At 69.8% G+C, this 13,879-nt stretch carries 12 protein-coding genes and 1 tRNA gene; 9 read left to right on the plus strand and 4 right to left on the minus strand.

What is annotated here, in order from left to right; genetic code table 11:
• The first annotated feature begins 70 nt into the window (after positions 1–70).
• From ACNYS0_RS24425 to ACNYS0_RS24445, 5 genes are all read left to right on the plus strand, one after another.
• Positions 71–559 carry an FtsB family cell division protein gene (locus ACNYS0_RS24425; RefSeq protein ID WP_422482766.1) on the plus strand — a complete coding sequence of 163 codons (489 nt, stop codon included), beginning with the start codon at positions 71–73 and terminating at the stop codon, positions 557–559.
• 26 nt (positions 560–585) lie between these two features.
• Positions 586–1,116: a DUF501 domain-containing protein gene (locus ACNYS0_RS24430; RefSeq protein ID WP_422476619.1), complete on the plus strand. Its 531-nt coding sequence runs from the start codon at positions 586–588 to the stop codon at positions 1,114–1,116.
• Positions 1,117–1,257: 141 nt separating this feature from the next.
• Entirely contained in the window at positions 1,258–2,202 is a 945-nt protein-coding gene (locus ACNYS0_RS24435; protein ID WP_422476620.1) for a Ppx/GppA phosphatase family protein, read from the plus strand.
• A 495-nt stretch (positions 2,203–2,697) separates the two neighbouring features.
• Entirely contained in the window at positions 2,698–4,110 is a 1,413-nt protein-coding gene (locus tag ACNYS0_RS24440; protein WP_422476621.1) for an NAD(P)/FAD-dependent oxidoreductase, read from the plus strand.
• A 209-nt stretch (positions 4,111–4,319) separates the two neighbouring features.
• On the plus strand, positions 4,320–5,639 hold the full coding sequence (locus ACNYS0_RS24445) for a class I SAM-dependent methyltransferase (protein ID WP_422476622.1): 1,320 nt from the start codon (positions 4,320–4,322) through the stop codon (positions 5,637–5,639).
• Between the two features lie 70 nt (positions 5,640–5,709).
• Here ACNYS0_RS24445 and ACNYS0_RS24450 read toward each other — a convergent pair whose 3' ends face one another.
• Together ACNYS0_RS24450 and ACNYS0_RS24455 are read right to left on the minus strand one after the other, a co-directional pair.
• Positions 5,710–8,250 carry an ABC transporter permease gene (locus tag ACNYS0_RS24450; protein WP_422476623.1) on the minus strand — a complete coding sequence of 847 codons (2,541 nt, stop codon included), beginning with the start codon at positions 8,248–8,250 and terminating at the stop codon, positions 5,710–5,712.
• A 91-nt stretch (positions 8,251–8,341) separates the two neighbouring features.
• Complete coding sequence (locus tag ACNYS0_RS24455; protein WP_422476624.1) at positions 8,342–9,115, minus strand: ABC transporter ATP-binding protein; 774 nt, start codon at positions 9,113–9,115, stop codon at positions 8,342–8,344.
• Between the two features lie 384 nt (positions 9,116–9,499).
• Here ACNYS0_RS24455 and ACNYS0_RS24460 point away from each other — a divergent pair.
• The 3 genes from ACNYS0_RS24460 (at position 9,500) to ACNYS0_RS24470 (ending at position 12,057) form a co-directional block, all read left to right on the plus strand.
• Positions 9,500–9,582, plus strand: a tRNA-Leu gene (locus ACNYS0_RS24460).
• A 248-nt stretch (positions 9,583–9,830) separates the two neighbouring features.
• Positions 9,831–11,006, plus strand: a complete 1,176-nt coding sequence (locus ACNYS0_RS24465) for a 4-hydroxybenzoate 3-monooxygenase (RefSeq protein WP_422476625.1) — start codon at positions 9,831–9,833, stop codon at positions 11,004–11,006.
• Between the two features lie 145 nt (positions 11,007–11,151).
• A complete protein-coding gene (locus ACNYS0_RS24470) occupies positions 11,152–12,057 on the plus strand; it encodes a Bax inhibitor-1/YccA family protein (protein WP_422476626.1) in 906 nt (301 codons plus the stop codon).
• A 101-nt stretch (positions 12,058–12,158) separates the two neighbouring features.
• On the opposite strand, the gene ACNYS0_RS24475 is transcribed toward ACNYS0_RS24470, so the two are convergent.
• Positions 12,159–12,389 (minus strand): DUF4287 domain-containing protein, encoded by a 231-nt coding sequence (locus tag ACNYS0_RS24475; RefSeq protein ID WP_385765319.1) that lies wholly within the window; start codon positions 12,387–12,389, stop codon positions 12,159–12,161.
• Between the two features lie 87 nt (positions 12,390–12,476).
• Between ACNYS0_RS24475 and ACNYS0_RS24480 the strand changes: the two genes are divergently transcribed.
• Entirely contained in the window at positions 12,477–12,788 is a 312-nt protein-coding gene (locus ACNYS0_RS24480; RefSeq protein WP_422476627.1) for a hypothetical protein, read from the plus strand.
• Positions 12,789–12,862: 74 nt separating this feature from the next.
• Here ACNYS0_RS24480 and ACNYS0_RS24485 read toward each other — a convergent pair whose 3' ends face one another.
• Positions 12,863–13,681: a hypothetical protein gene (locus ACNYS0_RS24485; protein WP_422476628.1), complete on the minus strand. Its 819-nt coding sequence runs from the start codon at positions 13,679–13,681 to the stop codon at positions 12,863–12,865.
• Positions 13,682–13,879: the final 198 nt, after the last annotated feature.

A 13,879-nucleotide genomic window follows, 5' to 3' on the forward strand; every position in this document is an offset into this window, starting at 1 on the left:
TCGGTCCCGTACCGTGTGCGGGGACGTACGTACGTGAGCCGTGAGCGGCGACGGGGAGGCGGAGCAGGCGATGCCCGGAAAGGTCCGAGACAGGGACTCCAGAGATCGCTTCTCGACGGCCACCCGCCTGCGTGTGCTGGGCGAGCAGACCGCCGAGCGCGTCTACCGCTCGCAGAACAAGCGGCAGGCCCGCCGCTCCCGGCTCACGGGCCGCGCGGCGCTGCTGGCCCTCGTCCTGTGCACCCTCGTGGTCGCGCTCGCGTATCCGATAAGGCAGTACGTGTCGCAGCGCGGCGAGATCGAGGACCTGCGGCGCCAGCAGCAGGAGGCCAAGGAGCGGGTCGACAAGCTGCGTGACCAGAAGGCCCGCTGGCAGGACGACTCGTTCGCCGAGCAGCGGATCCGGGAGCGCCTGCACATGGTGATGCCGGGCGAGACCGGCTATGTGGTGCCGAGCGAGCGCACCGCCGCCGAGCGCGCCGAGCAGGGCGCGGAGGACCGCCCCTGGTACTCCAACGTCTGGGACGGCGTCGACAAGGCCGACCAGGCCGACAACTGACGAACACTGAAGGAAACACCCGAGCGATGGAAACCCCCCCGCCGCAGACCGAGCCCACCGCGCCCACGGACGCCGACATCCAGGCGTTCAAGGAGCAGCTGGGGCGCCCGCCGCGCGGCCTGCGCGCCATCGCGCACCGCTGCCCCTGCGGCAACCCGGACGTGGTCGAGACGGCCCCGCGCCTGGAGGACGGCACCCCGTTCCCGACGACGTACTACCTCACGTGCCCGCGTGCGGCGTCGGCGATCGGCACGCTCGAGGCGAACGGTGTGATGAAGGAGATGACGGAGCGCCTCCAGACGGACCCGGAGCTGGCCCGCCAGTACCGCGCGGCCCACGAGGACTACATCGCCCGTCGCGACGCCATCGAGGTGCTGGAGAACTTCCCGAGCGCCGGTGGCATGCCCGACCGCGTGAAGTGCCTGCACGTCCTGGTCGGCCACTCGCTGGCCGCGGGTCCCGGAGTGAACCCGCTGGGCGACGAGGCGATCGCGATGCTGCCGGAGTGGTGGAAGAAGGGCCCCTGCGTCACTCCGGCCGACGCGCCCACCGACTGACCTCCTTTCCCCCGCCCCGCGCCTCAATCGCCGGAGGGGCTGGGCATATCAAGCCCCGCCGGCGATTGAGGCGCGGGGGCCTGGGGGCAGCGCCCCCAGCGGCTCACCGCAACCTCACGACGACCTCAGGAGACCACCGCCATGACCAGGGTCGCCGCCATCGACTGCGGCACCAACAGCATTCGCCTTCTCGTCGCGGACGCGAACCCGGAAACCGGCGAGCTCGTCGACCTCGACCGGCGGATGACGATCGTCCGGCTCGGCCAGGGCGTCGACAAGACGGGCCGGCTCGCGCCCGAGGCCCTGGAGCGCACCTTCGCGGCGTGCCGCGAGTACGCCGAGGTCATCAAGGAGCACGGCGCCGAGAAGCTCCGCTTCGTGGCGACCTCGGCGTCCCGCGACGCCGAGAACCGCGAGGACTTCGTGAGCGGCGTCCTCGACATCCTGGGCGTCGAGCCCGAGGTCATCACCGGTGACCAGGAGGCGACGTTCTCCTTCACGGGTGCGACGAAGGAACTCACCGGCCGCGCCGACCTGGACAAGCCCTACCTGGTCGTCGACATCGGCGGCGGCTCCACCGAGTTCGTCGTCGGCGACGACTCCGTGCGCGCCGCGCGCTCCGTGGACATCGGCTGCGTACGGATGACGGAGCGCCACCTCGTCGCCGAGGACGGCACGGTCACCGATCCGCCGACTCCGGCGCAGATCGAGGCGATCCGCGAGGACATCGACGCCGCCCTCGGCCAGGTGAACGAGACCGTGCCGCTGGACGAGGCCCGCACGCTGGTGGGCCTGGCCGGTTCGGTCACGACCGTGTCCGCGCTGGCCCTCGGCCTGAGCGAGTACGACTCGGCGGCGATCCACCACTCCCGGATCTCCTACGACAAGGTCGCCGAGCTCACCGACTGGCTCCTCGAGTCCACGCACGACCAGCGCGCGCTGAAGCCGGTCATCCACCCCGGCCGGGTCGACGTCATCGCCTCCGGCGCGCTCGTGCTGCGTCTGATCATGGAGCGGACCGGGGCGCGCGAGGTGATCGTGAGCGAGCACGACATCCTCGACGGGATCGCCTGGTCCATCGCCTGAATCACGCCCGGAGCCGGGCCCTGAATCAGGCCCGGAGACGGGCCCCGGATCGGGCCCGGAGACGGCCCCGAAAAGGGCCCGAAAACGTCTCTCCTGAGCGCCCCGCGCAGCGTCTGAGCGCCCCGCGGGGCGCTTCTCGCACCCCGCCGCGACACGCTGTCGGGAAAGTTCGTGAACTTCTTCACAAGGAAAACGGCCCACTTGGTCGCTGTTACGCGCTCTCGGGCCCGTTCGGGGGCTCGCGGGGGTGCTCCCACGGCCCACGCGTGAGGTTGCCGCAGTGTTGCGAGCCGATTGCGGACCGAAGTGGTCCAGTACCGCCAAATGCTCACTATGGCTGCTCAAGAGGGGTGAGCAACGTCTGGGGCGGCGCCGTGGTTCCCCCGTCGTGTCATGACATGGGTCACGTGGGCGGCGCAGTGTAGCAGAGGGCCCCTACAAGCTTGTGAAGGGGCGCACGAGCGACCCCCGCCAGTCGGGTGGATACTCGATGGCATGAGCACCACGGAGCGTCCCAGGATCCTCATTGTCGGGGGTGGGTACGTAGGCCTGTACGCGGCGCGGCGCATTCTCAAGAAGATGCGCTACGGCGAAGCGACCGTCACGGTCGTGGACCCGCGCTCGTACATGACGTACCAGCCCTTCCTCCCCGAGACCGCCGCCGGCAGCATCTCGCCGCGCAACGTCGTCGTCCCCATGCGACGCGCTGTGCCGGGCGCCGAGATTCTCACCGGCCGCGTCACCTCCATCGACCAGGACCGCAAGGTCGCCTCCGTCGCGCCGATCGTCGGCGAGGCGTACGAGGTTCCCTTCGACTACCTGGTGATCGCGCTCGGCGCGGTCTCCCGCACCTTCCCGACGCCGGGCCTCGCCGAGGCCGGTATCGGTATGAAGGGTGTCGAGGAGGCCGTCGGCCTGCGCAACCACGTCCTCGAGCAGCTCGACAAGGCCGAGTCGACCACGGACGAGGAGATCCGCCGCAAGGCGCTCACCTTCGTCTTCGTCGGCGGTGGCTTCGCGGGCGCCGAGACCATCGGTGAGGTCGAGGACCTGGCGCGCGACGCGGCCAAGTTCTACAAGAACGTGAAGCGCGAGGACATGCGCTTCGTGCTCGTCGACGCCGCCGACAAGGTGCTGCCCGAGGTGGGCCCGGAGCTCGGCGTGTACGGCCGCAAGCACCTGGAGTCCCGCGGGATCGAGGTCTACCTCTCCACCACGATGCCGTCCTGCGTCGACGGTCACGTCGTCCTCAGCAACGGCCTCGAGGTCGACTCCAACACCATCGTGTGGACCGCCGGCGTCAAGCCGAACCCGGCCCTCTCCCGCTTCGGTCTCCCGCTCGGCCCGCGCGGCCACGTGGACACCCAGGCCACCCTCCAGGTCGCCGGCAGCGACTACATCTGGGCCGCGGGCGACAACGCCCAGGTTCCGGACCTCGTGGGCCGCGCCAACGGCAACCCGAACGCCTGGTGCCCGCCGAACGCCCAGCACGCGATGCGCCAGGCCAAGGTCCTCGGCGACAACGTGGTCTCGGGCATGCGGGGCTTCCCGCAGAGCGAGTACAAGCACGCCAACAAGGGTGCGGTGGCCGGTCTCGGCCTCCACAAGGGCGTCGCGATGATCGTCATGGGCAAGATGAAGATCAAGCTCAAGGGCCGTCTCGCCTGGTACATGCACCGTGGCTACCACGGGCTCGCCATGCCGACGTACAACCGCAAGATCCGTGTGATCGCCGAGTGGACGATCAACATGTTCCAGAAGCGCGACATCACCGCGCTCGGCGCCCTGGAGACTCCGCGCGAGGAGTTCTACGAGGCCGCCAAGCCGGCTCCGAAGCCCGCGGCCGAGGCGCCGAAGGCGGAGGAGAAGAAGGACGACAAGGTCGAGGAGAAGGCCAAGGCCTCCTGACCTGCAATTAGCTCAGCCCGAAGGGGTCGCTCGCCATCCGTGGTGCGGGCGGCCCCTTCGGCGTTTCCGCACCGATATACATGGTGGCTACAGGTATTTTGCCGTTCCGTGACTCGGTAACGGGACTGCGCAGGCGCCCTGTCGGTGTTTACGTGGTGTTGAACCGTTCCGGGATTTCCGAGAATCGTCTCGTCACGGAGGTGTCCGCCATGCAGAACGCCGCACAGCGGCTGAAGGATCTCGCCGAGAAGTTGTTCGGCGTCGAACTCCCGGTGCGCCTGCGCGCCTGGGACGGCTCGGAGGCGGGCCCTCCGGACGCCCCCGTGCTCATCGTCCGCAGCCGTCGCGCCCTGCGCCGACTGATGTGGAAGCCGGGAGAGTTGGGCCTCGCCAGGGCCTGGGTGGCAGGCGACCTGGACGTCGAGGGCGACCTGTACGCGGCCCTCGACCGGATGGCCGGCCTCATATGGGAGCGGGACCCCGACGAGGACGCGGAGGGCCCCAGGAGCCTCTTGCAGGCACTCAGGGACCCCACGGTGCGCTCCGCGGCCAAGGAGCTGGTGAAGCTCGCCGGCAGTCCGCTGCCGCCCGCCCCGCCGCCCGAGGAGATGAGCAGGGGTGGCCGTCTCCACCTGCACACCAAGGGCAGCGACAAGCAGGCCATCAGCCACCACTACGACGTGGGCAACGACTTCTACGAGCTGGTCCTCGGCCCGTCGATGGTCTACTCGTGCGCCTACTGGGAGTCGCCCGAGGCGGGTCTCGAATCGGCCCAGCGCGACAAGCTGGAGCTGATCTCCCGCAAGCTGGCGCTGAAGCCCGGCATGCGGCTGCTCGACGTGGGCTGCGGCTGGGGCTCCATGGCGATCCACGCCGCGCGCGAGCACGGTGTGAGCGTCGTCGGCGTCACGCTCTCCCAGGAGCAGGCCGCGTACGCCAGGAAGCGGGTCGCCGACGAGGGTCTGACCGACCGCGTCGAGATCCGCGTCCAGGACTACCGCGACGTGCGCGACGGCCCGTACGACGCGATCTCGTCCATCGGCATGGCCGAGCACGTGGGCGCCGAGCGGTACCTGGAGTACGCGTCCGACGTGTACGCCCTCCTCAAGCCCGGCGGCCGGCTGCTCAACCACCAGATCGCGCGGCGGCCGCAACGCGACGAGTCGGCGTACGAGGTCGACGAGTTCATCGACGCGTACGTCTTCCCCGACGGGGAGCTCGCGCCGGTCGGCTCCACCACGGGGCAGCTCGAGCGGGCCGGTTTCGAGGTGCGGGACGTCGAGGCGATCCGCGAGCACTACGCGCTCACGCTGCGCCAGTGGGTCAGGAACCTGGAGGCCCGCTGGGCCGAGGCCCTGAAGCTGGTCAGCCCCGGCCGGGCCCGGGTCTGGCGGCTCTACATGGCCGCCTCCGCGCTCAGCTTCGAACGCAACCGCATCGGGGTCAACCAGATCCTCGCGGTGCGGACACCGGAGAGCGGGGCGTCCGGGATGCCGCTGCGGGCGCGCACCTGGAACGTCGTCAGTTAGCCCGTGGGGCAAGCGAATCGGGGCGCATCCGCAGTCGCGGATGCGCCCCGATGTCGTAACTCCCTTACCGCTACTCGGCCTTGATCGCGTCGAGCATGTTCAGGCGGGCCGCGCGGCGGGCCGGCCACAGGGCCGCGAGGATGCCGACGACCGCGGCGAGCGCGAGGAAGATCCCCATCCGGCCCCACGGCAGGATCAGCTCGTACGTCGCCATGGAGTTGCCGATGAGCTGACCGGCCGCCCAGCCGAAGAACACGCCGAGACCGATGCCGAGCACGCCGCCGAACAGCGAGATCACCAGGGACTCCAGGCGGACCATCCGCTTGATGCCCTTGCGGTCGATGCCGATCGCGCGGAGCATGCCGATCTCCTGCTGACGCTCGAAGACCGACATGGCCAGGGTGTTGATGACGCCGAGCACGGCGACGATCACCGCCATGGCGAGCAGGCCGTAGAGCATGTTCAGCATCAGGGTGAAGACCTGTGCGACCTGGTTGGTGATGTCCTGCTTGTCCTGGACCTGGATCGCCGGGTTCTCGCCGAGCGCCTTCGTGAGCTTGTCCTTCGTGGCGTCGGACGCGCCGTCGGACGTCTTCAGCATGACCTGCATGTCACCGGAGCCCGCGCTGAGGTGCGGGGCGAGCGTCGGGCTGTCGATCATGATGCCGCGCATCATCTCGTTGGCCTCGTAGACGCCCGAGACGGTCAGCTTCTGCTGCTTGCCGTCCTCGTAGTGGGTGGTGAAGGTCGAGCCCGTGGTCCAGTCGTGCTCCTTCGCGGTCTTGTCGTCGACGACCACCTTGTCGCCGCCGACGGTGAACCTGCCGCTGTCCAGCGGGAGTTCCGCGAGCTGGTTGATCGTCCTGCCGTTGACGCCGGTCAGGAACTCGGTGCCGTTGTCGATGCGGGCCGGCGAGTTGGTCAGGCCGCTGACGGCCGTGACGCCGGGCGTCCTGTCGAGGGTCTTCACGACGTCGGGGGAGAGCTGGTTCCCGTTCGACATGGCGACGACGTAGTCGGCCTTGATCGAGTCGGCCGCCATCTTGTTGATCGCGCCCTGCACGCTGCCCGCGATCACCGTGAGGCCGGTGATCAGGGTCAGGCCGATCATCAGCGCCGACGCGGTGGCGGCGGTGCGGCGCGGGTTGCGCACCGAGTTGAGGCGGGCCAGCTTTCCGGAGATGCCGAAGGCGCGCAGCACCGGGGCCGCGAGCGCGATCAGCGGGCGGGAGAGCAGCGGCGTGAGGATGAAGACGCCGATGACCAGGAGGGCGGCGCCGAGGCCCATCGGGGCCTGGCCGCTGTCGCCGCTGAGGGTCGTCGCGTAGAGCACGGCCGCGACACCGGCGGCGGAGACCAGGGCGCCGAGCGTGTTGCGCAGCACCAGGGACTTGGCGGTGGGCGCGGCGTGCACCGCGTTCATCGCGGCGACCGGCGGGATCTTCGCGGCGCGGCGGCCCGGGAGCCAGGCGGCCAGCATCGTGATGAGGACGCCGACGACGAGCGCGGCGACGACGGTGTCGGGGGAGACGACCAGCGGCCCGTCCGGGATGATCGCGCCCGTCGTGCCCATGAGCGCCCGCATGCCCGCGCCGATGCCGATGCCGACGGCGAGACCGGCCACGGCGGCGACCGCGCCGACGACGAAGGCCTCCAGGAGCACGGAGCGGGTGACCTGACGCCGTGAGGCGCCGACGGCCCGCATCAGCGCGAGTTCCTTGGTGCGCTGGGCGACCAGCATCGTGAAGGTGTTGGCGATGATGAAGATGCCGACGAAGAGCGCGATGCCCGCGAAGACCAGCAGCATCGTCTTCATGGAGCTCATCGACGACGAGATCTGCTCGGCCTGGTCGTCGGCGAGCTGCTGCGCGGTGGTGGTCTCGGTCTGGCCGGACGGGAGCGCCTTGTCGAGCGCGGACTTCAGCTGGTCCTGGCTCGTCCCGGCCGCGGCCGTCACATCGATCTCGTCGTACGCGCCCGGCTTGTGGAAGAGCGCTTGCGCGGTCGGGGTGTCGAAGAGGGCGAGCGAGCCGCCCGCCGAGACGTTGCCGTCGTCGGTGGTGAAGATGCCGGTGAGGGTCGGGGTGAGGACGGGCCCGTCGACGGACATCCGCACCTGGTCGCCGACCTTGTAGCCGGCGCGCTCGGCGGTCTTCGCGTCGAGGGCGACCTGGTCGGCGCCGTGCGGGGCCTTGCCCGTCTTGAGCGGGTACCGGGAGTCGGGCTTGTCGCCGGAACCCCAGTAGTTGCCGCCCTTGGTGGAGAAGCCGTTGCCGACGAGCTTGCCGTTCTGGTCGGCGACGGCGGCGTAACCGCTGACGACGCCGTACGCGGAGCCGGCGCCCCGGGTGTCGCGCGCCGCCTTGATGGTGGCGTCGGTGAGCCGGGCCTCCTTGCCGACGGTGTTGCCCTTGTCGGCGGCGCGCTCGGCGGTGACGGCGACGTCGACGTGGCTGAAGCCCTTGGCGGAGGACTTCTCCATGGCGCCGGAGATGGTGTTGGTGAAGACGAGGGTGCCGCTGACGAAGGCGACGCCGAGCATGACGGCGAGCACGGTCATCAGGAGCCGGGCCTTGTGCGCGAGCACGTTGCGCAGAGCTGTTCGGAACATGGGTCTACTCAGTCCTGGGTGGGTGAATTGGAGCCCCTGCGGCGATTGAGCAGCGGGGTCCGGGGCAGAGCCCCGCGAGCGAGGAGGACGCTCAGCTCGTCCGCCCCTTCGCGTCGAACCGCTTCATCCGGTCCAGGACCGAGTCGGCGGACGGATCGCGCATGTCGTCCACGATCCGCCCGTCCGCCAGGAAGATCACCCGGTCCGCGTACGCCGCGGCGACGGGGTCGTGCGTGACCATGACCACGGTCTGCCCCAGCTCCCGCACGGAGTTGCGCAGGAAGCCGAGGACCTCGGCGCCGGACCGGGAGTCCAGGTTTCCCGTGGGCTCGTCACCGAAGATGATCTCGGGCTTGGAGGCGAGCGCGCGGGCCACCGCCACGCGCTGCTGCTGCCCGCCGGAGAGCTGCGAGGGCCGATGCCCGAGGCGCCCGGACAGGCCCACCATCTGGATCACGTTCTCCATCCACTGCTTGTCGCCCTTGCGGCCCGCGATGTCCATGGGGAGCGTGATGTTCTCCAGGGCCGTCAGCGTCGGCAGCAGGTTGAACGCCTGGAAGATGAAGCCGATCTTGTCCCGGCGGAGCTTGGTGAGCTGCTTGTCCTTCAGGGACCCCAGCTCGGTGTCGCCGATCCGGACGGATCCGGAGGAGAACGTGTCGAGGCCCGCGACGCAGTGCATCAGCGTCGACTTTCCGGAACCGGACGGGCCCATGATCGCGGTGAACTCGGCCTGCCGGAACTCGACGGAGACCTGGTCGAGCGCGACCACCTTGGTCTCGCCCTGTCCGTAGATCTTGGACAGATCCGTGGCGCGGGCGGCGGCCGTCGTGGTGGGGCGGCCCGCGAGCGGGGTGGTGGTCACGGGAGGGTGCTCCTGTCGGTCTGTGGTGCTGCTTTCGGGGACGCTTCCATCGTCGCGGCGGATCGGGCCGGGAAGGTCAGTCGCAGCTCTCGTTCCGATGGGCGACTTCGGAGGGACCGGGGCGGCCGGAGTCATACCTGGGGATGATCCCGGCCCCTGAGGGACGCCGGACCCGGGGTGCGCGGACCGGGGCGGTGAAATTCCGTCAATCCGTGCGAGCCCGTCCCTGGCGGCGGCAGGGCTCCCGGCAGGTGCTGATGGGCCCCCGCGTGTGCTGATGCACCCTCAGACGTCAATAAAATAAGACAACGTGGGGACGTACTCCCGCTGATCGAGGGACGCCGCCGGATAGGCTCGGAACGTCGACGCGGAGCCCCACAGCCTGCCCGGATGGTGGAATGCAGACACGGCGAGCTTAAACCTCGCTGCCCTTAGCGGGCGTACCGGTTCAAGTCCGGTTCCGGGCACCTCAGAACCTCCCCCTCCGCTTCGCGTCGCGGACCCCAACCTCCCCCGTACCAGGGAGCGTTGGCGCGCCTTCTCCCGTCTCCCGTGCGGCCCTGTCGGCCCGGGCGTCCTCGAAACCATTGACACCCGCCCCGTGCGGGGCGAGGATCCGCACAGAAGTTGATGAACGAAAGTTCACCAGGCGAACACGCGCCGCGTGACGCGGCACCACAGGCGAACGAACGCAAAGACGCGAGAGGGATCCCGTATGCGCACCACCGTCGGCATCATCGGAGCGGGCCCGGCCGGGCTGCTCCTGGCCAGGCTCCTGCACAACGCCGGCATCGGATCGGTCGTCCTGGAGAGCCGCGATCGCGCCTACGTGGAGCAGCGGCAGCGCGCCGGAATCCTGGAGCAGGGCACCGTGGACGTGCTGCGCGAGGCCGGTGTCGGCGCGCGCATGGACCGCGAGGGCCTGCCGCACGACGGCATCGAGCTGCGCTTCGACCGGCGCCGCCACCGCGTCGACTTCCCCGCCCTGACCGGCGGCAAGCAGGTCATGGTCTACGCGCAGACCGAGGTCTGCAAGGACCTCATCGCGGCCCAACTGGCCGACGGCGGACCCCTGTTGTTCGAGGCGGAGGCGCTGGCGGTGGAGGGCGCCGACACCGAAGGACCGCGCGTCCGCTTCCGGCACGAGGGCCGCGAGCAGACCCTGGAGTGCGACTACGTGGTCGGCTGCGACGGCTTCTGGGGCGTGGCCCGCAAGGCGGTCCCCGAGGAGCTCGTGCGGACGTACGAGCGCACCTACCCGTACGCCTGGCTCGGCATCCTCGCCGACGTGGCGCCCTCCCACGACGAGCTGATCTACAACCGCTCCGACCGCGGCTTCGCCCTCATGTCGATGCGCTCACCGCACGTCACGCGCGCGTACCTCCAGGTCCCGGCCGGCACCGACGCCGAGTCCTGGTCCGACGACGAGATCTGGGCCGAGCTCGACCGCCGCCTGGAGGTCGACGACCCGGACTGGCGCCTGGAGCGCGGCCCCATCACGTCGAAGTCCGTCACCCCCATGCGGTCCTACGTCCACGAGCCGATGCGGCACGGCCGCCTCTTCCTCGCCGGGGACGCGGCGCACATCGTCCCGCCGACCGGCGCCAAGGGCCTCAACCTCGCCGTCGGCGACGTCGTGACCTTCGCCCGCGCCCTCATCGCGTACGTGGAGAAGGGCGACACGGAAGGGCTCGACACGTATTCCGAGACCTGCCTGCGCCGCGTCTGGCAGGCCGAGCGCTTCTCCTACGCGATGACGACCATGCTGCACCGCGCCCCCGAGGCCACCGCCTTCGACGACAGGATCCAGCTGGCCCAGCTCGACCGTGTGACCACCTCGAAGGCGGCCGAGACGGATCTCGCCGAGGCGTACACGGGATTCCCCGTATGAGGGGCCGGAAGGCGGAACACAGAGGGTGCACGGGACGTTCCTCGTAACAGGATGGGAAAGATCCTCCCTGAGCACTAGGGTCGGATCTTTGCCAGACCATTACTCTTGATGGCAAGGCCATACAGGGTGGCCATGGAGGAGTGAAATGAGGAGCAGCAACCCGGTCTTCTCGCGACGGGGGTTCAGCCGCGACAACGGCTACGCGCAGTTCAACGCGAACGCGCAGGCGCCGCAGGCCGGGGGCCCCGCTGTCGGCACGGCGCAGGGCAGTCCGTACGCCCAGGCCCCCGCCGGCAACCCGTACGCGCAGAACCCCTACGCGCAGCAGGACGTCCAGTACGGGGCTCCGCAGGCGCCCGCCACCACCGGCCGCATGACGATGGACGACGTCATCGTGCGGACCGCCACGACGCTCGGCCTGCTGGTCGTCACGGCGGCGCTCGCCTGGGCGCTGCTGCCGGTCGACGACGCGCACATCGGCAAGTCGTACGGCATCGCGATCGGCGCGGGCCTCGTCGCGATGGTCCTGGGCTTCGTCCAGGCCTTCAAGCGCAAGGCGTCCCCGCCGCTGATCCTGGCGTACGCCGCCCTTGAGGGTGTCTTCCTCGGCGTGCTCTCCAGCATCGTCGACAACCGCATCGCCGACGGCGCGGCCATGCAGGCCGTGCTCGGCACGATGGCCGTCTTCACGGGCGTCCTCGTCGCGTACAAGGCGGGCTGGATCCGCGTCAACCGTCGCTTCTACGGCTTCGTGATGGCCGCGGCGCTGGGCTTCGTGCTGCTGATGGGCATCAACCTGCTGTTCGCCGTCTTCGGCGGCGGTGACGGCCTCGGCTTCCGCAGCGGTGGCCTCGGCATCCTGTTCGGCATCATCGGCATCCTGCTCGGCGCGTGCTTCCTGGCCCTGGACTTCAAGCAGGTCGAGGACGGCGTCGCGTACGGCGCCCCGAAGGAAGAGGCGTGGCTCGCCGCCTTCGGTCTGACGATGACGCTGGTCTGGATCTACATGGAGTTCCTGCGGCTCATCGCGATCCTTCAGGGCAACGACTAGGCGTAACAGCCGCCGCCCGACGGTCGGGGGCCCGCGCACCGGACGGTGCGCGGGCCCTTTTCCGTTTCCGTGAGGTGAGGGTTGTGAAGGGGAGCGGCGCGCTAACGGAATCGCCGTGCGGCGCGCCTCAGGTCGTACTCGTGGATGATCGCTTTCGCGTGGCCGTACGCGAGATCGTGCTCGCCACGCAGCCAACTGACCTTCTCTTCGAAGCGAAGGAAGCAGGGGCCTTCTTCGACGGTGCGCATCCAGTCGGCAAGTTCACGACCGGTGCAGTGGGGGATACGAGCCAGCAGATTGCGGTGGGTCTCCTCGGAGAAGACTTGGGACATCGGCGCCTCCGGAACGCTTCGATGTGGCCGGTCCTTCACGCCACCGTGCCTGAGCGGTGGGGCCTTGTAAACAGCTACAGTCGGCGCGTGCTTGATACGACGCCTTTGACCGCAGCAGTGGATCAGTTCGCCGATCGGCTCCGGGCCGCGCCGCAGAGCAGATTGCAGCGGAGTGCGGCGGCGGAGGCGCTGGCGCTGGCCAGGGAGCTTTCGGCTCGGGCCCAGAAACTGGATGCGCCCGATGCGCCGGTGCGGGAGATGCCCGACGCTGGGATGTTCGCCGCGGCCGACCAAGTGACGGTCGCGGGGCGGGACCTGGCGGTCTCCCTGCGGGATGCGGGGGAGCTGGCGGAGGCCGTGGAGCTGGTCGAGCTGTCGATGAAGCGGGCCGGGGTCTAAGCCCTCGCGGGGCTTGGTTCTTCAAGCCCCTGCGGCGATTGAGCGGCGGGGTCCGGGGCGGAGCCCCGTGCGGCTCAGGCCGAAGCTATGACCCGGTCGGCCAGTATGTAGACGTTGTCCTTGGCGCACTCGAAGGTCAGGGCGTACGCGCCGGAGACGCCCGAGCCGCCGAGCAGCACCGGGGTCTCGCCGTCGCGCAGGGCGGACGCCAGCTGCTCCGCCGTCTCCCGGTGGCCGGGGGTCATGCACAGCGTCGTGCCGTCGGCGAACACGTACACGTCGAGCGTGCCGAGCGGGCCAGGACGGACGTCCGCGAGGGCGGTGCGGGTCTGCGCCAGCTCCTCGAGGCACTGCACCGTGCGCTCGTGGTCGCCCACGACGGGCGACTGCACCGGGACGAAGTCGGGGTGCGAGGGGTGCCTGCGGCGGGCGGCGGCCAGCTCGGGCGAGTCCTCGACGATCTCGTCGAGCGCGGCCGTGCCGGCGAACTCGTCCTCCGGCTCCAGGGCCGGCTCCCCGAAGGGCTCCAGGCCCGCGAGGTCCGCCTGGCGCGGCAGGAACATGTCGTCGCCCAGCGCTCCGCCGGCCAGGAACGGCGGCAGCTCCGAGCTGTCCCGTGCCTCCTGGGCGGCCCAGAACGCCCGGGCCTCCGCCAGCTCGCGCTCCCGCTCCTCGGCGAGGGCGTCGGCGACGGCGTTGCGTATCGCCTCGACGTCCGGTGTGGTGCGCGCGGCGGGGACGGCGGGGAGCGCCTGATCGGCGCGGTCCCTGCTCAGCTCGTCGCGCAGATCCGAGACCTGTCGACGCAGTCCCCTGACGTGCTGAAGGGTGACGGCTCCGACGGCCGTGGCAGCGGCCGTGGCGAGCACAAGAACACTGATGGCTGCGGGCATGGCGCTCACTGACGTACTCCCGGTTTCAAGTCGACCCCCGACTTCCTACATCAGCTTGAAGCCTGGACGAACCAGCTGTCAGTGCATTACGTCACGAAACGGACAGGTCTTTTGGCGGGTGTTTAGCACCGTTATGGGGTGGGAACGGGGCTGACCTGCGAAAATGAATCTCCCCCGAGATGCACGTCACATCCTGGG

The sequence above is a fragment of the Streptomyces anthophorae genome, assembly GCF_049310305.1.
Classification (GTDB): Bacteria; Actinomycetota; Actinomycetes; order Streptomycetales; family Streptomycetaceae; genus Streptomyces.

Excerpts from the sequence above, each read along its gene's own strand:
- ACNYS0_RS24425 (WP_422482766.1), top strand. The coding sequence starts at position 71 with ATGCCCGGAAAGGTCCGAGACAGGGACTCCAGAGATCGCTTCTCGACG.
- ACNYS0_RS24430 (WP_422476619.1), top strand. The coding sequence starts at position 586 with ATGGAAACCCCCCCGCCGCAGACCGAGCCCACCGCGCCCACGGACGCC.
- ACNYS0_RS24435 (WP_422476620.1), top strand. The coding sequence starts at position 1,258 with ATGACCAGGGTCGCCGCCATCGACTGCGGCACCAACAGCATTCGCCTT.
- ACNYS0_RS24440 (WP_422476621.1), top strand. The coding sequence starts at position 2,698 with ATGAGCACCACGGAGCGTCCCAGGATCCTCATTGTCGGGGGTGGGTAC.
- ACNYS0_RS24445 (WP_422476622.1), top strand. The coding sequence starts at position 4,320 with ATGCAGAACGCCGCACAGCGGCTGAAGGATCTCGCCGAGAAGTTGTTC.
- ACNYS0_RS24450 (WP_422476623.1), bottom strand. The coding sequence starts at position 8,250 with ATGTTCCGAACAGCTCTGCGCAACGTGCTCGCGCACAAGGCCCGGCTC.
- ACNYS0_RS24465 (WP_422476625.1), top strand. The coding sequence starts at position 9,831 with ATGCGCACCACCGTCGGCATCATCGGAGCGGGCCCGGCCGGGCTGCTC.
- ACNYS0_RS24470 (WP_422476626.1), top strand. The coding sequence starts at position 11,152 with ATGAGGAGCAGCAACCCGGTCTTCTCGCGACGGGGGTTCAGCCGCGAC.
- ACNYS0_RS24475 (WP_385765319.1), bottom strand. The coding sequence starts at position 12,389 with ATGTCCCAAGTCTTCTCCGAGGAGACCCACCGCAATCTGCTGGCTCGT.
- ACNYS0_RS24485 (WP_422476628.1), bottom strand. The coding sequence starts at position 13,681 with ATGCCCGCAGCCATCAGTGTTCTTGTGCTCGCCACGGCCGCTGCCACG.